Here is a 26763-nt window from a genome sequence, read left to right as displayed (position 1 = left end):
TGCTGTGCCTTCAGGCGTTTCGGCGTTCGTCATATCGCTGTCAGTCCTCGGAGTTGTAAGCCAGATTGATCAAGTCGTCGATGTCGAGTTCGTCGATGGACTCGTCCGCGCTGTCCTCTGCGGTCTCGGCGCGGGCTGCTGCCTCGCCGGGGCGTCGCTGCCCGTGAGCGAGTCGCACGAGCGCCTCCAGTAGTCCGGCTTCGCGGAGCTGGGTCAGCGAAATCGTCTGGAGCGCACTGCGAATCTCGTCCTCCGACACACTTGCCGATGCGTCGGGACGGTGGTCACCGGCGAACTCTTCGGCCAGATGTTCGGCCAGCACCTCCGGTGACGGGTAGTCGAAGACCAGCGTCGCCGGCAAGGGCAGGCCGGTAGCGGTTTGGAGGGCGTTGCGGAATTCGACGGCGGTGATCGAATCGAAGCCCAGCTCGTTGAAGGCCCGGTCGGCCGCGACGGCCTTCGCGTTCCGATGCCCCAGCACCGCGGCCACCTGGTCACGAACCACATCGACGAGCACACCGAGGCGTTCGCCCTCGGGAATGCCGGCCAGCCGGGCGCGCAGTGCGGCCGGGGCGGCCGATACCGGGCGAGGGGGGACGAGCCCGGACAGCAGTGCCGTCGCGAACCCCGCGCCGCGGAGCCCGACCCGGTCGAGCCTGGCCAGAACAGGTGCCGCCGTGTCGATTTCGACGGCGGCGTCGAACAGCGCCAAGCCGTGCTCCGCCGAGAGCGGCAGCATCCCCGAACGGGCCATGCGGCGCCGGTCGACGTCACCGAGCTCGGCGCCCATGCCGCCGCCGCTCCACAGCCCCCACGCGAGAGACTGCCCGCGGCGTCCGGATGCCCGGCGGTGCGTCGCCACCGCGTCCAGGCAGGCATTGGCCGCGGCGTAGTTCCCCTGCCCCGGACTGCCGAGCGCTCCGGCCGCGGAGCTGAACAGCACGAACGCCTTCAGCGGCAGCTCGGCGGTCAGCTCGTGCAGGTGCAGGGCCGCATCGACCTTGGGCCGTAACACCGCATCCATCCGATCCGGGGTCAGCGAGGCGACGGCGCCATCGTCGAGCACACCGGCCGTGTGAAGCACACCGGTGAGCGGACGGTTCGCGGGGACCGCGGACAGTATCTCGGCGAGCGCGGCACGATCGGCGACGTCGCAGACGACGAAGTCGATTTCGGCACCACCAGCGCGCAGCTCGGCCGCCAGCTCGGCGGCGCCGGGCGCCGACTCGCCACGCCGGCTCAGCAGCAGCAGGTGCCGGACGCCGTGGGTGTTCACCAGGTGCCGGGCGAACAATCCGCCGAGGAAGCCGCTGGCGCCGGTGACGAGCACGGTCTCGTCCGGACCGAAAGCGACGCTCGGGGCCGGCGTGGTCGTCGCCGCGACCAGTCGCGCGCTGTGCACCCGCCCACCGCGCACGGCCACCTGCGGTTCTCCGGAGGCCAGTATCCCGCCCAACGGACCGGCGACGTCGGAATCGGTGTCCATCAGGACGATTCGCCCCGCGCTCTCCGCCTGGGCGGAGCGGACCAGCCCGGCCACCGCGGCACCGGCGAGGTTCGTAATATCCTGCCCGGCAACGGAAACCGCGCCGCTGGTCCGAATCACCAGCGCCGACCGACCGGATCGTGGATCGGCCATCCAGGTTCGAAGCACGTGCAGCACAGCGTGAGTCGCGGCGCGAACGGCGTCGGGATCATTGCCCGCCGGGGCATCCAGCACTACCGCGTCCGGAACCTCGTCACCGAGATCCGCCCACGACACGGAATGTATCTCGCTGTCGGACACCGACATCGGTATCCAATCGACCTGGTACAGCGCGTTGTCGACCGTGGACGCGAGCGCCGCGAGCTGCACGGTATCGATCGGCCGGGCGGCCAGTCGGCGCACCGTCGCCACCGGAGCGCCGGTCGGATCCGCGAGATCTACCCGCACCGTACGGTCGCCGACGCGGGTCGCGCGAACGCGCAAGACGTCGGCTCCCGGCGCGTGCACGGTGACCCCGGACCATTCGAACGGCAACGCCGGCCCGGGCGCGTCGGCGTGCCCGGCGTCGCCGATGAGCAGGGCATGCAGGGCCGAGTCGAGCAGCGCGGGATGGAGTCCGTATTCCGCGGCTTCCCGTGGGTCGGCCAGCGCGACCTCGGCGAACACTTCGTCGCCGCGCCGCCATGCCGCCCGCAAACCCTGGAAGGACGGCCCGTACTCGTACCCACCGGCGCGGAGGTCGTCATAGACCCCGCCGACCGGCAGCGGCTGCGCTCCGATCGGAGGCCACGCGGTGAGGTCGGCGGCCTCGGCCGCCGCACCGGCGGTGAGCGTGCCTTCGGCATGCAGCGTCCACGACGATGCGCGGTCGCTCTCGCCTTCGGGACAGGAGTAGATCCGTACCAGGCGATGACCTGTCTCGTCCTCGGCCCCCACGACACCGCGCACCGCGACCCCGCCCGCTTCCGGCAGCACCAGCGGCGCGTGCAGAACGAAGTTCGCCAGCGTCGAAAGGCTTACCTGGCTGCCGGCCCGCAGGGCGATTTCGACCAGACCGGCTCCGGGGAACAGCATGGTGCCGAGCACGCCGTGATCGGCCAGCCAGGGATGCGTCTGGACCGACAGGCGGCCGGTCAGGATCACACCGCCGGTGTCCGGTTGGGCGATCACCGTGGGAACCAGCGGGTGTCCGGTGGTGGCCAGGCCCATCGATCGAGCATCGCCCCTACCGGTGGATCCCTCGGGCATCCAATACCGGTGACGCTGGAAGGCGTAGGTGGGCAGGGGGATTCGCCGGGCTCCGGTGCCGTCGTACCACGCGGCCCAGTCGAGGTCGGCGCCGGAGACGAACAATCGGGCCGCTCCATCGGCCACCGACACGGCGTCGGCTTTGCCGCGGCGTGCCAGCGGCACCACCGTGGCCGGGTGCTCGCCGTCGAGGGTCTGCACGATCATCGGGGTCAACACCGCGTCGGGGCCGATCTCGGCGAACCTGGATACACCCGAATCCGCCATCGTGGCAACAGCATCCGCGAACCGCACCGTCTCCCGAACCTGACCGGCCCAGTACGACGGATCACACATCCCGTCGCCGACCCGCGCACCTGTCACCGTCGACACCAAGGCGATACTCGGTCGCCCGAACGTCACGTTTTCGATCGCCGTGATGAAATCGGCAACCATCGGTTCCATCAACGCCGAATGGAACGCGTGCGATACCCGCAGCCGATTCGTCCGCCAACCCTTCTGGGCGCACGCGCCGGCAACAGCCGCGACCGCGTCCGCGGCACCGGCGATCACCACCGACGACGGACCGTTCACCGCCGCCACCGACACCTCGCCCGAGAGCAACGGCAGCACATCGCTTTCGGCGGCACCGATCGCGACCATCGCCCCACCGGGGGGCAGGGCCTGCATCAACCGGCCTCGCGCGGCCACCAGCACACACGCGTCGGTCCGCGACAGCACTCCGGCCACATGTGCCGCGGCGACCTCACCGATAGAGTGACCGGCCACCACATCGGCACGCAGACCCCAGGATTCGAGCAGCCGGAACAACGCCACCTCGAACGCGAACAACCCCGCCTGCGCGAACACCGTCCGGTCGACGAGTTCCTCGGACGTCAACGCCTCCCCCAGCGAAACCGGCTGTGCCAGTAGTGGATCCAGCTCGTCCACGATGGCGTCGAAATGGTCCGCGAACACCGGGTGCGCCTTGCGCAACTCGGTCGCCATCCCGGCCCACTGCGCGCCCTGCCCCGAGAACACCACCGCCGTCGAGCCCGCCACCGCGTTACCCGACACCACACCGGGCGCGTCCGCGCCCGCGGCCACCGCGTGCACGCCCGCGGTCAGGTCCGCACGGTCCCCGGCCAGAACGACGGCCCGATGGGTGAACACGCTGCGCGTCGACGCCAGCGAGAAGCCGACATCGACCGGATCGAGCTCTGCCATCGGCGATGTCGGAACATCTACCTGCGCGGACAGCCGGGCCGCCTGCGCGGCCAGTGCCGCGCCAGTGCGCGCCGAAAGCACCCACGGCAGCAATCCACCCGCCGGAATCGCCCGTGCCGGGTGCTGTGTCGCCGTGGATTCGGGCATCGGAGCCTGTTCGACGATGACGTGCGCATTGGTACCGCTGATACCGAACGATGACACGCCCGCACGCCGCGCCCGACCGACCTCCGGCCACGGCACCGCCTCGGTCAGCAACCGCACGTGGCCCGCGGTCCAGTCGACCTTGGTGCTGGGAAGATCGGCATGCAGCGTCCGCGGGAGCACTCCGTGCCGCATCGCCATCACCATCTTGATCACACCGCCCACACCCGCCGCGGCCTGAGCGTGACCGATGTTCGACTTCAGCGACCCCAACCACAGCGGGCGGTCCGCAGCGCGCTCCTGGCCGTAGGTGGCAAGCAGCGCTTGGGCTTCGATCGGATCGCCCAGGGTCGTTCCGGTGCCGTGCGCCTCCACCGCGTCGACGTCGACGGGTGTCAGACCGGCATTGGCCAGGGCCTGGCGGATCACCCGCCGCTGCGACGGACCGTTCGGCGCGGCCAGGCCGTTCGACGCGCCGTCCTGGTTCACCGCCGAACCGGCGATGACCGCGAGGACTTCGTGCCCGTTGCGGCGAGCATCGGACAACCGCTCCAGCACCAGTACGCCGACACCTTCGGCCCAGCCCACCCCATCGGCGGTGTCGGAGAACGACTTACACCGACCGTCCGGCGACAACCCGCGCTGGCGGCCGAACTCGAGGAACATATCCGGCGTCCCCATGACCGCGGCACCACCTGCCAGGGCCAGGTCGCACTCGCCCGAGCGCAACGACTGCCCGGCGAGGTGCAGGGCCACCAGCGACGACGAACACGCCGTATCCACGGTGACCGACGGTCCCTCCAGGCCGAACACGTACGACACCCGGCCCGAGACCAAACTGCCCGCGGAGCCGCTGCCGGTGCCGGTGGCCCGGGCGTAGTCGTGATACATCAGACCGGTGAACACGCCGGTCGAGCTGCCGCGCAGCGCCGCCGGATCCACGCCGGCGCGCTCGAAGGCCTCCCAGGAGACCTCCAGCAGCAACCGCTGCTGGGGGTCCATCATCGTGGCCTCGTTCGGGCTGATCCCGAAGAAATCGGCATCGAATTCGGCTGCGGGGTACAGGAATCCACCGCTGCGCGTATAGGTCTTACCTGCCTTGCCGGGTTCGGGATCGTAGATACCCTCAAGGTCCCAGCCCCGATCCACCGGCATGTCCCCGGTGGCGTCCCCGCCCTCGACGACCAGTCGCCACAGGTCTTCCGGCGACGCGACCCCGCCCGGATAGCGGCAGGCCATAGCCACCACGGCGATCGGCTCGTCGTCGGCACGGACCCGGCGCACCGCGCGCTCCTCGACGGCGGCGGTGCCGGTGAGTTGCGCACCGATGAATTCGGCGACGGCCTGCGGGGTCGGGTAATCGAAGATCAGCGTGGCCGGAAGTCGCAGCCCGGTCGCGGTGTCGAGCCGGTTGCGGAACTCGATGGCGCTCAACGAGTCGAACCCGAGCTGCTGGAACGCCTGCTGCGGGGCGACGCCCGCATCGGAGGCGTGGCCGAGGATCCCGGCCGCCACGGTGCGGACGAAATCGACCAGCGCACTGTCGCGATCGGCTTCCGGGAGGCCGGCCAGCCGTCGCAGCAGTGCCTGACCCGCCGAGGTCGGCTCGCGCCGGCGCGGCGGTGCCGGGACGAGTCCGCGAACCAGGGGCGGGATCTGCTCGCCCCGGGTGCGCAGCACCGCCGGATCGATCCGCAGCGCCACCAGTTGCGGACTCCCGGCGGCCACCGCCGCGTCGAACAGGGCCAGACCTTCGGGCTCGGTCAGTGGCGGGAAGCCCTGCCTGCGCATCCGATCGAAATCGTCCTCGGACAGTTCCGCGCCGAGCCCGCTCGACCGCTCCCACATGCCGTAGTCGAGCGCGGTCGCGGGCAATCCCAGGGCGTGCCGGTGCGCGGCGAGGGCGTCCAGGAAGACGTTCGCCGCAGCGTAATTCGCCTGGCCCGCGGCCAGTACCAACCCACCTGCGGAGGACAGCAGCACGAACAACGACAGCGGTATGTCGCGCGTGAGTTCGTGCAGATGCCACGCGGCATCCGCCTTGGGACGGAACACGCTGTCGATGCGCTCCGCCGACATCGACTCGATCACACCGTTGTCGGCGATTCCCGCCGCGTGCACCACGCCCACCAGCGGATGCGCAGCGGAGACGCCCGCCAGCAGCGCCGTCAACGCCGGCCGATCCGACACGTCGCACGCCGCCACGGTGACCTCGGCGCCGAGCGCGGCCAGTTCGTCCCGCACCGCGGTGGCGCCGGGCGCGTCCAGGCCACGCCGGGACGTCAGAAGGAGATGGCGCACACCGCATTCGGTTACCAGGTGGCGGGCGAGCACCGCACCGAGTCCACCGGTGCCGCCGGTCACCAGTACGGTGCCGGACTCGATCGGCTCGGCCCTCGTGCCCGGTGCCCGCCGGGTCAACCGCGGCACGAGCACGGTCGAGCCGCGCACTGCGGCCTCCGGTTCGCCGGTCGTGGCGGCCAAGGTGTCGGCGGTGACCGAGCCGCCCGGCGCCACATCGAGGAGCTGGAATCGACCCGGGTGTTCGGCCTGCGCGGCGCGCAGCAGACCCCAGACCGGAGCTTGGTCCAGGGCGAGGAACTCGGAATCGTTCACTGCCACTGCGTGTTCGGTGAGCAGCACCAACCGCGAAGCAGCGAAGCGAGTTTCGGCCAGCCACCGCTGAACGGTGTCGAGCACACCACCCAGTACCCGCCGGGCCGCCGCTGTCGGTGAGCCGTCGTGGCGCGGGCATTCGAGCAGGACGACATCGGGCACGATCGGATCCGCGGCCTTGTCCAGCTCGGCGATCAGGGCGGCGAGGTCGTGGTAATGCCGGATCGAGCCGGTGTCGCCGCGGCCGGCACCGAGTATCGCGATGCGGTCCGGTTCGACACTGTCCGAGGACGGCGGCGCCGCAACCCATTCCACGGCGAACAAGGCGTCCGGCACCCGGCCCGTGCGCAGGCGTTCGACCGGCACCGGCCGAGATACCAAGGCGCCCACCGAAACAACGGGCCGACCCTGCTCATCGGCGATCTGGATGGCGAAGTCGTCGCCCGCGGGAACACTGCGGACCCGCACGGTGGCGGCACCGGACGAGTGCAGTACCACCCGGTTCCAGGCGAACGGCAACACCGCTTCCCCGGCCTTGCGGCCGTGCAGGATCCCGGCGTGCAAGGCCGCGTCGAACAGTGCGGGATGGATCCCGAAACCGTTGGCGTCCTGCGGATCCGGCAGCGCGACCTCGGCGAACAGTTCGTCACCGCGTCGCCAGGCCGCCCGCAGCCCCTGGAAGAACGGACCGTAGCCGTATCCGAGGGCGAGCAGATCGTCGTAGGCGCCGTCGACGTCCAGCGGCTGCGCGCCGACCGGAGGCCAGGTGGCCAGGTCGACCTCGGCGTGGTGCGGACCGGAAGTGTCCACGGCGAGAGCGCCCTCGGCGTGCAGCAGCCACGGCCCGTCGGCCGCCTGCCGGGAATGTACGCGCAGCCGCCGCCGGCCGGCGTCGTCCGCGCCGGCGACCACGACCTGCACCGCGACGCTGCCCGCGGCCGGCAGGGTCAGCGGGGTGTGCAGGACGAGTTCGTCGACGACCTCGCAGCCCAGCAGGCCGCCGACGTGGGCAGCCAGCTCGACGAATCCGGTGCCCGGCAGCAGCACCGTGCCGTACACGCTGTGGTCGGCCAGCCACTGCACCGCGTCCAGCGACCACCGGCCGGTGAAGCTCACCTGGCCCGAATCCGGATGCGACACAACAGCACCCAGCAGCGGGTGGTCCACCGTCTCGAGCCCGGCGTCGGCCACCCCGCCCAGTTCGGTACCCAGCCACGACTGCGCGAGCTGCTTGCGGGCATCGAGCCAGTACCGCTCGTACTGGAAGGCATAGGTGGGCAGGTCGATTCGCCGCGCGGAGCTACCGGCACAGAGCGCGGCCCAGTCGACCTCGGCACCGGACACGAACAATCCGGCCAGCCCGGTCAGCACGGTGGCGGCATCGGCCCGGTCTCGCCGCGCCAGCGCCACCCCACCCGGCGCGATCTGCGCGACCATCGGGGTCAGTGCCGCGTCGGGACCGATCTCGGCGAACCTCGACACACCCGAATCCGCCATGACGGCAACAGCATCGGCGAACCGCACCGTGCCGCGGACCTGACCGGCCCAGTACCGCGGATCGGTCATCTCGCCGGTGACCACCGCACCGGTCACGGTCGACACGAGCGGAATCACCGGCTCGGCAAACGTCAAACCCTCGATCGCCGAGGCGAATTCGGCCAGCATGGGCTCCATCAGCGCCGAATGGAAGGCGTGCGAGACGCGCAAACGATGTGTGCGCCAGCCACGTTCGACGCACGTCTCGATCACGGCGCCGACCTCGTCCTCGATTCCGGAGACCACCACCGACGACGGACCGTTCACCGCCGCGATCGAGACCCCCGCGGTCAGCAGGGGCGCCACCTCGGCCTGCGACGCACCGACGGCGACCATCGCGCCGCCGCCGGGCAGGTCCTGCATCAACCGGCCCCGGGCCGCCACCAGCACACAGGCGTCGGTCAGCGAGAGCACCCCCGCCACATGCGCGGCAGCCACCTCACCGATCGAATGGCCCGCGACCATATCGGGCCGCACGCCCCACGATTCGAGCAATCGGTAGAGCGCGACCTCGAAGGCGAACAACCCGGCCTGCGCGTACACCGTCCGGTCGACGAGGTCCGCGGCCGCCAACGCGGTACGCAACGAATCCGGCTGTCCCAGCAGCGGATCGACCTCGGCGACGATCGCATCGAAGTGCTCGGCGAACACCGGATACGCCCGGCGCAACTCGTCCGCCATCCCGGCCCACTGCGCACCCTGACCGGAGAACACCATCCCGGTCGAGCCCGCGACCACGCGCCCGGACACCACACCCGCGGACTGCGCGCCTGCGGCGAGCGCCCGGGTCCCCGACAGCAGCGCACTTCGGTTGTCCCCGAAGACAACCGCGCGATGCTCGAAGACGCCGCGTGTGGTGGCCAGCGAGAAGCCGACATCCGCCGGATCCAGCTCGCGCTCGACCACCGCCGCCACCAGCCGTCCGGCCTGGTCTGCGAGCGCCGCATCGCTACGCGCCGAGATCACCCACGGCACCACCGCTGCGACGGCATCGCCCGCGCCCGGGGCGCGAACAGGTTGCGCCGCCTGCTCGATGACGACGTGCGCGTTGGTGCCGCTGATGCCGAACGACGACACCCCCGCGCGGCGCGGCCGATCCACGTCCGGCCACGCCACCGGCTCGGTCAGCAATTCGACGTGCCCCGCGGACCAATCCACCTTGCTCGACGGCCGATCCACATGCAGCGTCCGCGGCAGTACCCCGTGCCGCATCGCCATCACCATCTTGATGACGCCACCCACACCCGCGGCGGCCTGCGCGTGCCCGATGTTCGATTTCAACGACCCCAGCCACAGCGGCCGGTCGGCGGCGCGCTCCCGACCGTAAGTGTCCAGCAGTGCTTGGGCCTCGATCGGATCACCCAGCGTCGTGCCGGTGCCGTGCGCCTCCACCGCGTCGACCTCGCTCGGCGCGATTCCCGCGTTCGCGAGCGCCTGCCGGATCACCCGCCGCTGGGAGGGACCGTTGGGCGCCGTCAAACCGTTCGACGCACCATCCTGATTCACCGCCGAACCGGCGATCACCGCGAGCACCTCGTGCCCGTTGCGCCGGGCGTCGGACAACCGTTCCAGCACCAGCACACCGGCGCCCTCGGACCACGCCACACCGTCGGCGGCGTCGGCGAACGACTTGCTCCGCCCGTCCGGGGCCAACCCCCGCTGGCGGCTGAATTCCACGAACACCTCCGGCGTGGCCATCACGGCCACACCGCCCGCCAGCGCCAGGTCGGACTCACCCGACCGCAGGGACTGCCCGGCCAGGTGCATGGCCACCAGCGACGACGAACACGCCGTGTCCACGGTGACCGACGGCCCTTCCAGCCCGAGGACATACGAAACTCGGCCGGAGGCAATGGATCCCGAATTCGCGTTGGCCGGGTAGTCGTGATACATCATGCCCGCGAATACTCCGGTGGCACTGCCCCGCAGCGTGGCCGGATCGATGCCGGCCCGTTCGAGGGCCTCCCACGAGGTCTCCAGCAGCAGGAACTGCTGCGGATCCATCGACGCCGCTTCATTGGGGCTGATCCCGAAGAACGCCGGATCGAATTCGCCTGCGGAGTGCAGGAATCCACCCGCACGGGTGTAGGTGGTGTTCGGCTTCTCGCCGGTGGGATCGTAGATCCGCTCGGTGTCCCACCCACGGTTGCCCGGGAACTCGGAGGTCGCGTCGACGCCGTCGAAGACCAGTCTCCACAGGTCCTCGGGCGAGGTGACGCCGCCCGGGTACCGGCACGCCATGCCGACGATCGCAATCGGTTCGTCGGCAACGACTTTCGCGGTGACCGCGGTGTCTTTCGCGGTGCCGGCCAACTCATCGGCCAGGTGCTCGGCGAGCGCTCGCGGTGTGGGGTAGTCGAAGATGACGGCGGCCGGAAGCGACAGTCCGGTGGCGGTTTTGAGGCGATTACGCAGTTCGACGGCGCTCAGGGAGTCGAAACCCAGGTCCCCGAACGTGTGCCCGGGCTCGATCGCGGACACACTGTCGTCGCCTCGCACGGCCGCGATCTGGGTGCGGACGGTGTCGAAGACCAGCTGCCGTTGCCGTTCGCGGTCCAGTCCCGAAAGTCGTTGCCGCAGACCGGAAACCGGCGACGACATGGCCGCGCGGTGGCGGGCCGCCGGGGCCAGTTCGCGCAGCACGGCGGGCAGCAACCCGGCTTCGGCTCGAGCGCGCAACGCGGCGGTGTCGACGGTCGCGATCACCGTGTGCGGCGCATTCCGGCGCAGTGCCGCGGCCCAGCCGCGCAGCGCCTGTTCGTCGGTGAGCGCGGTGAACCCGCCCCGGCTCATCCGCGCCACGTCGGACTCCTGCAGGTGCGCGGTCATGCCGCGCGACCGGGCCCACGGACCCCACGCCAGCGACCGACCGGCCAGCCCGCGTGCCCGGCGGTGGGCCACCAGCGCGTCGAGGAAGGTGTTCGCGGCCGCGTAGTTGCCCTGCCCGGGGCCACCGAGGGTGCCCGAGACCGACGAGAACACCACGAACGCAGCCAGATTCGCGTCCGTGGTTGCCTCGTGCAGGTACCAGGCGGCCTCGGCCTTGGGTGCCAGTACCGCGTTCATCCGCTGCGGGGTCAAGGACGCGATGGTCGCGTCGTCGAGCACACCCGCGGCATGGATGACACCGGTCAGGGGCCGCTCGATCGGGACTTCGGTGATCAGCTCGGCTACCGCCGCGGCGTCCGCGACGTCACAGGCGACGACCCGCACCTGGGCGCCCAGCCGTTCCAGGTCGGCGCACAGGGCTGCCGCGCCCTCGGCCCGCGGGCCGCTGCGGCTGGCCAGCAGCAACGACCGCACGCCGTGCTCGGTCACCACGTGCCGGGCCAGCACCGCGCCCAAACCACCGGTGCCACCGGTGATCAACACGGTCCCCGCGCCGAACGCGGCCGCGTCGTCGCTGCTGTCCGTGGGTTCGTCCGTGGGCCGGACCAGGCGAGCGGTGTGGGTGCTGCCGCCGCGCACGACCACCTGTGGCTCGCCCACCGCCAGCACGGTGGACGCGAGGTGTTCGTCGAGGCCGGTGTCGGTGTCCACCAGGATGATTCGGCCCGGTTCCTCGGCCTGTGCGGCACGTACCAAACCCCACACCGCCGCACCGGGGAGATCGGTGAGCTCCTCGCCGGTCAGGGCGACCGCGCCGCTGGTGGCGATCAGCAGTGTGCCGGCCGCGAACCGTTCCTGGGCCGACCATTCCTGCAATACCGCGAGTATGCGCGCGATTTCGTCCCGGGTGCCACTGACGACATCGGTTCCGCCGGTGTCGCGCCGGCCCGTACCGGCTTCGACGAGCACCACCGGAGGTATCGGCGCGGCGTCGTCCAGCTCGTCCCAGCGCCCCACCTCGATATCGATCGCGGGCTGCTCGGCCGTGGCAGGCGACCACACCAGTTCCAGGACCGGGTCGACCACGCCACCCGACGCGGTCGCGAGGAGCTGCGCGAGCGGCATCGGACGTGCCGTCACCGATCCCGACAGGACCGGTTGCCCGTATTCGTCGGCCACCCGCACCGACACCGACGATCCGGTCGGGGTCAGCCGCACCCGCAGCACGGCGGCCTCCGTGGCGTGCAGTTCCACCGTGTCCCAGGCGAACGGCAGCGCGACCTGCCCGGCCGTACCGGTGAACGGCGAATCCAGCTGTCCTGCATAACCTTCCGACGCACCGGCCAAGTACCCGGCGTGCAACGCGGCGTCCAGCAGCGCCGGATGGATTCCGAAACCTTCGACGTGCACCCCGGAGTCCGCCTCGGCGGCGATCTCGGCGAACACCTCCGCGCCGCGCCGCCACAGCGCCCGCACCCGCCGAAAGGCCGGACCGTACTCGTAGCCACGGGCGAACAGGCTCGAATACGCCGCTGCGACCTCGATTTCGGTCGCCGCGGCCGGCGGCCACGCCTCGGCCCGAGGTTCGGACGCACCGCCGGCGACGGTCAGCATGCCGCGCGCGTGCACTACCCACTCGTCGTCCTGGTCGTGTTCACCACGGGAGTAGACGGCCACCGGCCGCTGCCCCTGCTCGTGCCCGCCCACGACGACCTGGACCTGCGTGCCGCCCGCCGCGGGCAGCGGCAGCGGAGCCTGCAGGGTCAGCTCCTCGATCACCGGGCAGCCGACCTCGATTCCGGCCCGCAGGACCAGCTCCGCGAAACCGGTGCCCGGCAACAGTGCCACGCCGCCGATCACATGATCGGCGAGCCACGGCTGGGTCGCGAGCGACAGCCGCCCGGTCAACAGGACCGTGCCCGATTCCGGTGCCGACACCACAGCGCCCAGCAGCGGATGCTGGACCGCACCCAGACCCGCGGCTTCGACTCCGGCGTTACCGCCGACCGGGTCGATCCAATAGCGTCGACGCTGGAACGCATAGGTGGGCAACGGGACTCGCGCGACCGGGCGCCCCGCGAACAGCGCCGTCCACGTCACCTCGGTACCGACGGCATACGCGTGCGCGAGGCAGGTCACGAACTGCTCGACCTCGCCCCGCCCGCGGCGGGCTCCGGCGAGCACCGCCGCCTGTGATTCGACATCCTCCGGGAGGCACTGCCTGGTCATCGCGGTCAGTGCCGCATCGGGGCCGATCTCGAGGAACCGGCGGATGCCCGAAGCCACCAGGGTGTCCACGCCGTGCGCGAACCGGACGGCCTCCCGAACGTGGCGGACCCAGTAGGCGGGCTCGAGCATCTCGTCGCCGGCCATCCGGCCGGAAAGGTTCGATACCAGTGGAACCTTCGGTCGCTGGTAGGTCACTGACCCTGCGACGGCGGCGAATTCGGCCAGCATCGGATCCATCAGGTGGGAATGGAAAGCGTGCGACACCCGCAGCCGCGAGGTCTGCCGGCCGCGCTCCACGCACCGCTGCGCGAGCGCCGTCACCGCCGCTTCGTCGCCCGAGACGACCACGGCCACAGGCGAATTCACGGCGGCGATCGCCAATCGCCCCGCCTCGTTCGCGAGCAGCGCGCGGACCTCGTCCTCGCTCGCCGCTATCGCTAGCATCGCGCCCCCGGCGGGCAGCCGCCCCATGAGCCGGCCGCGGGCCGCGACCAGGCGGCACGCGTCGGGCAGCGACCACACACCGGCGAGGTAGGCGGCGGCCAGCTCGCCGATCGAATGCCCGAGCAGCGCATCCGGTGTCACTCCGAAGGATTCGAGGAGCCGGTACAGCGCGACTTCGTACGCGAACAGCGCGGGCTGGGTGAACTCGGTCCGATGCAGCGTCTCCGCATCGTCGGGACCGTCACCGGCCGCGCGGCCGGTGAACATCAGCTGCCGCAGGGAAACGCCGAGCAGCGGGTCGAACTGCGCGCAGAGCTCGTCCAGCGCGGCCGCGAACACCGGAAACGCTTCGTACAGTTCGCGACCCATGCCGGCGCGCTGGGCGCCCTGTCCGGTACACAGGAAGGCGGTCTGGCGCGTCACCGCCCGGCCTGTGACGCCGTCACCCGCCGATCCGTGCTCCGCGAGCTCGGTCAGTCCGGCGAGCATGGCGTCCCGATCGGCTGCCACCACAGCGGCCCGCCACTCCAACCGGGAGCGGCCCGTGACCAGCGAATAGCCGAGGTCACCGACCGTCAGGCCGGGACGTTCGCGCACCCAGTCCAGTAGTTTGGCCGCCTGCGCGCGCACTCCGTCCTCGGTCTTCGCGGACAGCGGCAACACGGCGATCTCGGACGTCACCGCCGCGACGCCCGCATCCGGTTCGTCCGCCCCAGCGGCCGTGGGCTCCACCGGAGCGGGCGCCTCTTCCAAGATCACGTGAACATTGGTGCCGCTGGCGCCGAAGGACGACACACCGGCGCGGCGCACCCGCTCACCCGCGGCCCACGGCTCGGCCGAGGTCAGCAGCCGCACGGATCCCGCGGACCAGTCCACATGCGGTGTCGGGGTGTCGACATGCAGTGTGGCGGGCAGGGTTTCGTGCCGCAGCGCCTGCACCATCTTGATCACGCCACCGACGCCGGCCGCGGCGGAGGTGTGCCCGATATTCGATTTGAGCGATCCGATCCGCAACGGTTCGCCGACGCGATCGCGACCGTAGGTGGCGATCAACGCTCGCGCCTCGATCGGATCGCCGAGCTGGGTGCCGGTGCCGTGCGCCTCGACCGCGTCGATATCGGCCGGGGTCAGACCGGCATCGGCGAGGGCCTGCGTGATCACCTTCTCCTGCGCGGGGCCGTTCGGCGCGGTCAGCCGGCTGCTGGTCCCGTCCTGGTTCACCGCGCTGCCGCGCACTACCGCGAGGATCGGATGGCCGTGGCGGCGCGCGTCGGAGAGACGCTCGACCACGAGGATGCCGAGACCGTCGGAGAATCCGGTCCCGTCGGCCGCCGCCCCGAACGCCCGGCATCGGCCGTCGGGGGACAGCGCGCGCTGCCTGGCGAAGCTGATGAGCTGAGCGGGATCCGACATCACGGTGACACCGCCGACCAGGGCGAGCGAAATTTCACCCCGGCGCAGGGCCTGCCCGGCAAGATGCAGGGCGACCAGCGACGACGAGCATGCGGTATCCACCGACAGCGCCGGACCCTTGAAACCGAGGCTGAACGACACCCGCCCGGACAAGATGCTGGCCGAAACACCCGGGTGGGCATTGCCTTCGGATTCCGCGCTGTGACCGGGCGCGCCCACGCGACGGCCGTAGTCGAAGTGGATCACGCCCGCGTAGACACCGGTATCGCTGTCGCGCAACGACACCGGATCGATGCCCGCGTCTTCCAAAGCCTCCCAGGACGCTTCGAGGAACAGCCGCTGCTGCGGATCCATCGCCTCCGCCGTGCGGGGGCCGAGACCGAAGAACCCCGCGTCGAAATCGGCTGCCGCATGCAGGAATCCGCCCTCGCGGGCGTAGACGGTCCCGGGCACGTCCGGGTCCGTGTCGAACAGCCGCTCGAGATCCCAGCCGCGGTCGGTGGGGAACGGGCCGATCGCGTCGGTTCCGGCGGCGACCAAGTCCCACAGCCGGTCCGGAGTGTCTGCCCCGCCCGGGTACCGGCAGCTCATGCCGATGATCGCGAGCGGCTCCCCGGCCTGTTCCTCCAGCTGCTGGATTCGCTTGTTGGCCGTGCGGAGATCCCCGGTGACCTTCCGCAGATACCGGCTGAGGCGTTCCTCGTTGCTGCTCGGATTGGTCATGCTGGGCCGAACTCCTCGTCGATCAGGTTGAACAGTTCATCGTCGGAATGGGCTTCGAGGTCGTCGTAGCCGCTGTCGGACCAGGCGTCACCCAGATGGGCGTGCAACCGGTCGGTGATGCCCCGCAGCGCCGCGCGGGTCTCCTCGGTGTCGCCGCTGTCGGCGATGATCCGCTCGACCATGGCCTCGAGCTGTGCGACGTCGGGCGGCACCGCCGCGGCCGACGGCGCGGGTGCCACCGTCGGCGCGGGTGTCTCCGCCAGGGCCTGCTCGAGCAGGTAGCCCGCCAGATCTGCCGCGGTGGGGTAGTCGAACACCAGGGTCGAGGGCAGCGACAGCCCCGTCAGCTTCGACAGCCGGTTGCGGAACTCCACGCCGCCGAGGGAATCGAAGCCCAGTTCGTCGAAGCCGCGATCGGGACCGATGTCGTCGAGCGACTCGTAACCCAGCACCGTGGCCGCGTGTTCGCGCACCAGGTCCAGCACGACTGCGCGCCGCTTCGCTTCCGGCACCCCGTGCAGCCGCTCCCCGAGCGAGGGCCCGTCACTCATCGTGGTGGCCGTCCGGCCCCCCGCGCGAACGAATCCGCGCAGCACCGCCGGAACCGACCCGGCGTGTGCTTCGACGCGCAGCTTGTCGGTGTCGAGATACAGCAGTGCCGGCACCGGCTCCGCCGTGGTCAGCGATTCGTCGAACAGCCGCAGGCCGTCTTCCTGGTCCAGCGGCGCCAGGCCCAGCCGGTCCAATCGGCTCGTTGCGGCGTGATCCAAGGTGCCGGTCATGCCGAAGTCCGGTCGCCACGGACCCCAGGCGAGCGCGAGCCCCGGCAGCCCGTCGGCCCGGCGGCGCAGCGCGAGGGCGTCCAGGAAGCCGTTGGCGGCAACGTAATTCGCCTGCCCGGCCGAACCGATCATGCCCGCGATCGAGGAGAACATGACGAACGCCGACAGGTTCAGCTGCCGGGTGAGCTCGTGCAGGTGCCACGCCGCCTCGGCCTTCGGAGTGAATACCTGGTCGATCCGGTCGGTCGTGAGGCTGTCGAAGGTGCCGTCCGCGAGCACACCGGCGGCGTGCACGACGCCGGTGAGCGGGTGCTCGTCCGGCAGGTCCGCCAGCAGTTCCGCCACGGCGTCGCGGTCGCTGACATCGCAGGCGGCGATGCGCACGTGCGCGCCGTATCCGGACAGTTCCGCCGCGAGTTCCGTCGCGCCGTCGGCACGTTCACCGCGCCGCGAGACCAGCAGCAGCCGATCGACACCGTGCGCGGTGACGAGGTGGCGGGCCAGCAGCGCACCCAATCCCCCGGTTCCGCCGGTGATCAGAACGGTTCCGGTGCCGAATGAGATCGGTTCACCCGCAGCGGATGTCACCGGCTCCAGCCGCGGTGCCAGGACGCTGTCGTCCCGCACCGCCACCTGTGGCTCGCCGGCCCCGATCGCGGCTCCGATCAGATCGGCCGAAAGTCGTTGCATGCCAACGGATTCGTCCACGTCGAGCAGCACGATTCGATCCGGATACTCGGCCTGAGCGCTGCGGATCATTCCCGAGACGGCGGCCGCCGCCGGATCCGGCCGGGAATCGGGCATTGTCGCCGCGCCTTCGGTCACGACAACCAACCGCGACCGTCCGAACCGTTCGTCGGTCAGCCAGCCCCGGACCAGATCCCATGCGGCGTGGACGCGAGCGCGCGCGGACGGCCGGGAAGCATCCGGCAGACCAGCGGCTTCGGTCCAGACCACGACGTCCGGAACGGTCGGGGTGGCGGCCAGTGCCGCCAGATCCGGATGCCGCTGCTCGATTCCGGTCACGACCGCCGCCCCGAGCACGGCCGCGGTCCCGATCGGCGCGTGTGCCTCTGGTATTTCGACCGGCGCCCAACGCAGCCCGTACCGGCCCGCGCCTCCTCCCGACAGCGTCGCGCGGAACTGGTCGACGTCGTAGGAACGCATGACGACCTCGTCGATGGACACCACCGGGTTGCCGGCTTGGTCCACGGCCACCACGGCGATCGCCTCGCTGGTACGCCGCACAGCCATCACCCGCATCGAGGTGACCGGCGCATTCGTGTGGAATTGCGTTGCACCCCAGCGGAACAGCAGTTTGCCCTCGGCCGGGTTGCTGTCGAGATCCGACCAGACCAAACTGACGAGCCCGGCGTGCATCACCATGTCGAACAGGCCCGGATGCAGCTGGAACCCGTCGCCGGGCACCTCCGGGTTCAGGGTGATCTCGGAGAACGCCGTGTCGTCGCGGTGCCAGGCGGCGCCGATTCCGCGGAACGAAGGACCGTATGCCAGCCCGGCGACCCGCGTCGCATGGCTCGGAATCCACTCGGTATCAACCGGTTCGGCGCCGACCGGCGGCCACGGCGTACTGCGCAGCGTCGCCATCAGGCCGAGGTCGATCGGCTGTCGCCCGCTCAGCATGCCACTGGCGTTTCGCGCCCACTCGCCGTCGGGCACGCGGTAGTGGAACGTGAAGGACCGGCGTCCCGCAGCATCCGGTTCCCGCACCAGCACTTGGAGTTCGACCTCCTCGTCCGCCGGCGGCAGAACAGGCCGTTCGAGGATGAGTTCGTCCACGACCTCGCAGCCGATGCGCCGACCGGCGACCAGCAGCATCTCCATCAGCGCGGCACTGGGGACGACCACCACACCGTAGGTGGTGTGGTCGGTGATCCACGGGTGCGTGCGCAGCGAGAATCGACCCGTGAACATCCACTCGTCCCGATCGGCCACCCGCACCACGTCGGTGAGCAGGGGGTGTTCGCGGGCGTCGGACCGCCGCTCCCCGAGGCCGGGTTCGAGCCAATAGCGCTGGCGTTGGAAGGCATAGGTGGGCAGGGTGATTCGTGGCGCCGGGCGGTCGCCGAACAACGGCGTCCAGTCGACGGTCACGCCCGCGGTGTGTGCCTGGGCGAGCATCGTCACGAATTGCTCGACCTCGTCGTGGTCCCGGCGAGCCGCCGCCGCGACCACCGCACGCGACTCGATCTCGGTGGGCAGGGTCTGCCGGGTCATCGCCGCCAGCACCGCGTCCGGCCCGATTTCGAGAAAGCGGCGCACGCCCGAGGCCACCAGCGTCTGGATACCGGGTGCGTAACGCACCGCGCCGCGCACCTGCGCCACCCAGTAATCCGGCTTCAGGATCTCGTCACCGGCGATCTCGCCGGAGACAGCGGATACCAAGGGAATCCGCGGGGGGCTGAAAGTGGCCGCGGCGGCGACGGTCTCGAACTCGCCCAGCATGGGCGCCATCAGGTGCGAATGGAAGGCGTGTGACACCCGCAGCCGGTTGGTCCTGCGGCCCCGCTCGGTGAACTGCCGGTCGAGGGCGTCGACGGCGTCGGCGTCACCGGAGACGACCACGGCGGCTGGTGCGTTCACCGCCGCGATCGAGATCCGATCACGGTATTCGGCGATCGCGGCGACGACCTCGTCCTCGGGTGCGGTGACCGCGAGCATCGCACCGCCCTCGGGCAATGCCTCCATCAGACGGCCGCGGGCCGCGACCAGCTCGCAGGCATCCTCCAGGGACCAGACGCCGGCCAGGTACGCCGCGGTCAGTTCCCCGATCGAATGGCCCACGAGAACATCGGGTGTCACGCCGAAGGACTCCAGCAGCCGGTACAGCGCCACCTCGAACGCGAACAACGCGGGCTGGGTGAACCGGGTGCGATCGAGAATCGCTGTTGCCGTGGCAATTTCACCGTTGTCGCGCAGCCGGCCGGTGAACATTACTTGCCGCAGCGAACATTCGAGCAGCGGATCGAACCGCGCGCACACCTCGTCGAGCGCGGCGGCGAATACCGGGAAGGCCGCGGCGAGTCCCGCACCCATCCCGACCCGCTGCGCGCCCTGGCCGGTGCACAGGAAGGCGGTTTTCCCGGCGCCCACGGTGCCGGAAACGACTCCGGCGGTCACGAATCCGGCAGCCAGTTGCGCCAGTCGGGCGAGCAGTTCGTCGCGATCGGCGCCCAGGACCGCCGCCCGCGCCTCGTGCTGGGCGCGGGTGGTGGCGAGCGCGTGCGCGACCTGTGCCGGATCGGTGTCGGGGTGGCCGAGCAGCCACCGCTGGAGCTTCGCCGCCTGCGCCCGAAGCGCGGTGTCGTTCTTGGCCGACACCAGCCAGGGCACCGTACCGAGCGGATGGCCTCCGGCTCGCGCCGCGATCACCGGCTGGGGGGACTCTTCGAGGATGGCGTGCGCGTTGGTGCCGCTGACACCGAACGACGACACGCCCGCGCGACGCGGCCGGTCACCGGCCGGCCACGGGTGCGGCTCGGTCAGCAGCGCGACGTCTGCGGCAGACCAGTCCACGTGCGGGCTCGGTTCGTCGACATGCAATGTCCTGGGCAGAGTTTCGTGCCGCAACGCCTGCACCATCTTGATCACGCCGCCCACACCCGCGGCGGCCACGGTGTGGCCGATATTCGACTTGAGCGAGCCGATCCACAGCGGGCGTTGCGCGCGGTCGCGCCCGTAGACCGCCATCAGCGCCTGCGCCTCGATCGGATCACCCAGCGTGGTGCCGGTGCCGTGCGCTTCGACCGCGTCGATGTCCGACGGCGACAGGCCGGCATTCGCCAGCGCCGCGGTGATCACGCGTTCCTGGGACGGGCCGTTCGGCGCGGTCAGGCCGTTGCTCGCCCCGTCGGAGTTGATCGCCGTGCCACGCACGAGGGCGAGAACGTGGTGCCCCAGGCGTTGCGCGTCGGAGAGCAGCTCGAGCACCAGCACCCCGGCGCCCTCGGAGAAGGCGACGCCGTCGGCCGCCGCGGAGAACGCCTTGCACCGGCCGTCCGGCGACAGTCCGCGCTGCCGTGCGAAATCGACGGACAGATACGGGCTGGCCGCGACCGTCACGCCACTGGCCAGCGCGAGGGAGGTCTCCCCGTTGCGCAGCGCCTGAGTGGCCAGGTGCAGCGAGACCAGCGAGGAGGAGCAGGCGGTGTCCACGGTGAGCGTCGGACCCTCCAACCCCAGCGCGTACGCCACCCGCCCCGACATCACGCTGCTGGTGGTGCCGGTGAGCCGATAGCCCTCCAGATCACCGCCCACCAGGTCGACGTAGCCGGATGCGCCCGCCCCGACGAACACCCCGGTATCGGTGCCCCGCAGCGAGTGTGGGTCGATACCGGCGTCTTCGAGTGCCTCCCAGGACGTTTCGAGCAGCAGGCGCTGCTGCGGGTCCATCGCGGACGCCTCCCGGGGACTGATCCCGAAGAATCCCGGATCGAAATCACCCGCGTTGTCGAGGAATCCGGCGCGCCGCGCGTAGACGGTCCCGGGCTTGTCCGGATCCGCGTCGAACAGCCGTTCCAGATCCCATCCCCGATCGGTCGGGAAATCGCCGGTCGCGTCGATCCCGGCGGCGACGAGATCCCATAACTCGTCAGGTGATTCGACGCCGCCGGGGAACCGGCACGCCATGCCGACGATGGCGATCGGTTCGTCGGCCCGCACGCGCCGGGTCGTCTTCGCGACCGGTGCGCCCGTCGCCGGCTCGACGCGGGACAGCAGCAGCTTCGCCACCGCCGCCGGGGTCGGATGATCGAATACCAGCGTCGACGGCAGTTGCAGCCCGGTGGCCTTCCCCAGCCGGTTGCGGAACTCCACGCCGCCGAGCGAATCGAAACCGATCTCGTCGAAACGCTGATCCGGCCGAATGTCGGCCGCGGAATCGTGACCGAGTACCGCCGCGGCTTCGGACAGGACGGTCTCCAGCACCACGTCGCCGCGCCGTGCCGCGGGCATTTCGGCCAGGCGGGCACCGAGCGTCCCGGCCGCACCGACGGCGGCCGGCGTGGCGGCACGCGCCCGGCGCGGGAGGAATCCGCGCAGGACCTCGGGCACTTCGGACTGGTCACCGGTGCGCAGTGCACCGGCATCGAACCGGATCGGCGACAGTCGCGCCGAGCCGTGTGCGACTGCTTCGTCGAACAGGCGGAGGCCGTCGGCGTCGGTGAGTGGACTCAGCCCCATCCGTTCCCAGCGCACCAGCGCACCACGATCCAGTCCGCCGGTCATACCGCTGGACTGGTTCCACGGACCCCACGCCAACGAGGTCGCCGCGAGACCGGCGTCGCTGCGGCGCTGGGCCAGGGCGTCCAGTGCGGCGTTGGCCGCGGCGTAGTTCGCTTGGCCCGAGGTGCCGAGGACGGCCGCGATCGAGGAGAACACGACGAATGCCCGGACGTCTCGGCCCCGGGTCAGTTCGTCCAAATGCCGAGCGCCGTCGACCTTCGGCGCGAATACGCGGTCGATGTGCGCGTCGGTCAGCGCGGAGACGGTTCCGTCCTCGAGCACGCCGGCGGTGTGCAGCACCGCGATCGGAGCCGCAGCGGAGCCGATGTCGTCGAGCAGGGCGCGTACCGCCTCGCGATCGGCGACATCGCACGCGACGACCCGGGCTCGCGCCCCCAGCCGGGCCAATTCCGCCACGAGGTCGGCGGCTCCCGCCGCACCCGGGCCACTACGTGAGGCCAGAACCAGTTCGCGCACACCGTATTCGGCAACCAGGTGCCGAGCGAACAGCCCACCGAGGCCGCCGGTGCCGCCGGTGATCAGTACCGTCGCTCCGTCGAAGGTCGTCGTGGTGGGTTCGACTGCCGCAGTAGGAGTCTCGGACGCACGCCGGAGCCTGGGAACCAGAACGCGTGTGCCACGCACCGCGACCTCCGGTGCACCCAGCGCCAGCGCGGCGGCGATCCGATCGAGATTCGCCACAGGTGCGGCGGGATCCTCGTCGAGCAGGACGATCCGATCGGGATGCTCCGACTGCGCGCTGCGCAGCAGCCCCCGAACCGCGGCCGACGACGGATCGAGGGTTTCCCCCGGCAGCCCGGCCCCACCCGCGGTCACCACTACCAGCCGGGTGTCGGCCAATCGTGGCTGTGCGAGCCACGAGCGCAGGAACGCCGCGGTCGAGTGCACCCGGGCGCGTATCGCCTGCGGTTCGTCGCAATCGTGTGCGGCCGAGGGCGAAACGGCACGCCATACCACTGCTCGAGGAAGGTCGGCGGCGGCGACGAGATCGGCGAACGATGCGTATCGCGTATCGAAACCCAGTGCCGCACCGGTTGGTTCCGCATCCGTGAGCAGCGCGAGGGTGGGCACGGACCCGGCGAGCGCCGTGCTCGGGTTCGGATCGTCCTCCCAGCGCACCTCGTAGAGCGCGGCCTCGTCGGCCGCGTGCGCACCGCGGAATTCCTTGACGTCGTAGGGCCGCATCACCACGGCGTCCACCGAGACAACGGGATTGCCCTCCGGGTCGACGGCCGCTACCGCCACCGCTTCCGGCCCCTGGGCGACCGCGATGACCCGGAGTGCGGATATCTCGGCGGGCCTGGCACCCGCGGTCGACGCATGATGGAACCGGGCCCCGGCCCAGCGGAAGAGCAGTTTGCCGGTGTTCGGATCGGGGTTGCCGTCACGCCAGATCAGCCGGGAGAACGCGGCGTGCATCACCATGTCGAGCAGCGCGGGATGCAGGGTGTGGCGCCCCGAATGCGTTGCGGCCGTGCCCAGGTCCGAGTTCAGGGCGATTTCGGAGAAGACGGCGTCGTCTCGCTCCCATATCTGCCGCACGCCGAGGAACGCCGGACCGTACTCGAGTCCCGCGTCCGCGGCGATCTGCGCGGGTAGACCGGCACTGTCGAGGTGTTGGGCCTCGGCGGGCGGCCACGATTGCGCCCGCAGTCGGGAGAGCACTTCCGGTTCGTGCCCGGCGGAGGTGACGAGCGAACCCGTCGCGTTGTGGATCCATTCGCCGGACGTCGTTGTGCGGAAATAGAATTCGAACGGGCGATGCCCGGTTGCATCGGGTGCCTGTACCAGTACCTGAAGCTCGATCTCATCGCTGTGACCGGGCACGATCGGCGCCTGGAGGGTGAGCTCTCCGACTGCCGCGCAGCCGATTCGGCCACCGGCGACCAGCAGGAACTCGATCAGTGTGGCGCTCGGCAGGACCACGACGCCATACGACAGGTGGTCGGCGATCCACGGATGCGTCGCCGTCGACAGCCGGCCGGTGAAGAGCCACTCGTCCGAACCGGCCAATCCGAGTACTCCGGTGAGGATCGGATGGTCCGACAGGTCCGCGGCCGCGCCGTGGTCGGGGTTCAGCCAGTAACGGCGACGTTGAAAAGCGTACGTGGGCAAGGCGACCGGAGCCGTGCCGTGCTCGGCGAAGGTCGAGCGCCAGTCGACGCGCGCGCCGGTGACCTGGATGTGGGCCAAGGCCGCGACGAACTGCCCGACCTCATCGGTCGACCGTCGTCCCAGGGCCACAGTCGCCGGGGCAGCCGCGAGATCGGTATCCGCGCCCAGGCATTCGCGGGTCATCGCGGTCAGTACCGCGTCGGGGCCGACTTCGACGAAGCGGCGTACCCCGTCGGCGCGCAGGGTGTCGATCGCGGGCGCGAAGCGAACGGTGGCGCGGACCTGCTGCACCCAGTACTCGGGATCGGTCACCGAATTGCCGGCCGGCTCTCCGGTGACGGTCGAGACGATCGGCAGGTTGGGCGTCCGGTAGTCGAGTTTCTCCGCGACCGAGCGGAACTTGTCGAGCATCGGCGCCATCCGCGCCGAATGGAAGGCATGGCTCACCCGTAGTCGATTGGTCCGGATGCCCGCCGCGGTGAGTTCGCGCTCCAGGCGCTCGATCGCCTCGGTATCGCCGGACAGGACCGTCGAGGTGGGACCGTTCGCCGCGGCCACCGAGACTCGTTCCGACACTGCCGCAACGAGTTCGGATGCGCGCGCCGTATCGATTGCCACGGCGAGCATCGCGCCGCCTTCGGGCAGTGCGCCCATCAGACGGCCGCGGGCCGCCACGAGCGCGCAGGCGTGCGGCAGCGACAGCACTCCGGCGACATGTGCCGCCGCCAGCTCGCCGATCGAGTGACCGACCAGCACATCCGGTGTGACACCGAAGGATTCCAGCAGCCGGAACAGTGCCACTTCGAAGGCGAACAGCGCGGGCTGAGTCCATTCGGTGCGGTCCAGCAAGCCCTCGGAGTCGGTGAACATCACCTCCCGCAGCGACCGTCCCAGTACCCGATCCAGCACTGCGCACACATCGTCCAGTGCGGCGGCGAAGGCGGGATATGCGCTGTAGAGATCAGCGCCCATCCCGACGCGTTGCGCACCCTGACCGGTGAACAAGAACGCGGTGGTTCCGAAATCGGCCTTCGCCGCAACCGTGTTCGGCCCGTTTGCGGCCAGGTCTGCCAAACCGTCGAGCACTTCGGCGCGGTTGCGCCCGGTGACCGCGCCGCGCCAATCGAGCAGTGCCCGCGAGCTCACCAGGGCACGCGCCACCTCGTGGACATCGACATCGGGGTGCTCGGTCAGCCACTGCCGCAACCGATCCGCTTGCGCCCGCAGCGCGACATCGGACTTGGCCGAAACCACGAGCGCGACGCTGTCGGCCGACACGCGGGGCGAGGTATCGGGTTCGGTCGCAGCCTCCACCGCGGCGGGGGCTTCCTCGAGAACGAGGTGCGCGTTGGTGCCACTGGCGCCGAAGGAGGATACGCCCGCTCGGCGCACCCGCTCCCCCTGTGGCCACGGGCGATTGTCCTGAAGTAGCCGGACGGTGCCGGCGGACCAATCCACGTGCGGCGTGGGTTCATCCACGTGCAGCGTTCGCGGCAGCACACCGTGGCGCATGGCCTGCACCATCTTGATCACGCCGCCGACACCCGCGGCGGCCGAGGTGTGACCGATATTGGATTTCAGCGAGCCCAGCCGCAACGGCTCACCCCGGCGACCCGCGCCGTATACGGCGATGATCGCCTCCGCCTCGATCGGATCGCCGAGCATCGTGCCTGTTCCGTGTGCCTCGACGGCATCGACGTCGGCGGGTTCCAGCCCGGCGTTGGCCAGTGCCTGGGCGATGACCCGCTCCTGTGACGGTCCGTTCGGGGCGGTGAGGCCGTTGCTCGCACCGTCCTGATTGACCGCGCTTCCTCGAATGACGGCCAGCACGTGGTGGCCCGCGCGCTGGGCGTCCGAGAGTCGTTCCAGCACCAGCATTCCGAGTCCCTCGGAGAAGCCGGTGCCATCGGCGGCGGCCGCGAACGCCTTGCACCGGGCGTCGCCGGCCAATGCCCGCTGCCGAGCGAAAGCGATCAGCAGCGACGGGTCCGACATGACGGTGACGCCACCGGCCAGAGCCACGTCCGTATCGCCCTGGCGCAGGGCCTGGCAGGCCAGATGGATCGCGACCAGTGAGGACGAACACGCGGTGTCGACCGCGATCGCCGGGCCGGTGAATCCGAAGGTGTAGGCGATGCGCCCGGCCAGGACACTGTTCGAAACACCCAGGTAGGCATGGCCTTCGGTCTCCGCGCCGATGGCGGGCGAACCGATTCGGGGGCCGTAGTGCTGGTGGATGACACCGGCGAATACACCGGTTCGGCTGCCACGCAGCGAGATCGGGTCGATACCGGCGTCCTCGAGGGCTTCCCAGGAAGCCTCCAGCATGAGCCGCTGCTGCGGATCCATCGCCGCCGCCTCGCGCGGGCCGATGCCGAAGAAGGCGGCATCGAAATCACCGATATCGTCGAGGAATCCCCCGTCGCGCGTATAGATGGTGCCCGCCGCGTCGGGGTTCGGGTCGAACAGCCGCGCGAGGTCCCAGCCACGATCGGTCGGATAGCCGCCGATGGCGTCGACGCCGTCCACGGTCAACTGCCACAGCTGCTCGGGAGAGCGCACGCCGCCCGGGTACCGGCACGCCATACCGACAATGGCGATCGGTTCCCGCATCCGATCGGTGAGCGTGCGCAGCCGCTGCTTGGTCTCGTACAACTCCTTCGCGGTCTTCTTGAGGTACCGGCGCAGTTCGTCGTCGTCAGCCATCAGTGAAACTCCTGGTTTCTA

General features: G+C 70.5%; 2 protein-coding genes. Both read right to left on the bottom strand.

From position 1 onward, the window contains the following. Window positions 1-40: 40 nt before the first annotated feature. Entirely contained in the window at window positions 41-15874 is a 15834-nt protein-coding gene (locus EBN03_RS14100) for a type I polyketide synthase (RefSeq protein WP_122188481.1), read from the bottom strand. Continuing rightward, window positions 15871-26742 carry a type I polyketide synthase gene (locus tag EBN03_RS14095; RefSeq protein ID WP_122188480.1) on the bottom strand — a complete coding sequence of 3624 codons (10872 nt, stop codon included), beginning with the start codon at window positions 26740-26742 and terminating at the stop codon, window positions 15871-15873. Before EBN03_RS14095 ends, EBN03_RS14100 begins: the two co-directional genes overlap by 4 nt. Window positions 26743-26763: the final 21 nt, after the last annotated feature.

Origin of the sequence: Nocardia stercoris, assembly GCF_003696265.1 — a bacterium.
Lineage (GTDB): Bacteria > Actinomycetota > Actinomycetes > Mycobacteriales > Mycobacteriaceae > Nocardia > Nocardia stercoris.
The sequence above is the reverse complement of the archived record's forward strand: the minus strand, read 5'-3'. Positions and strand labels throughout refer to the sequence as shown.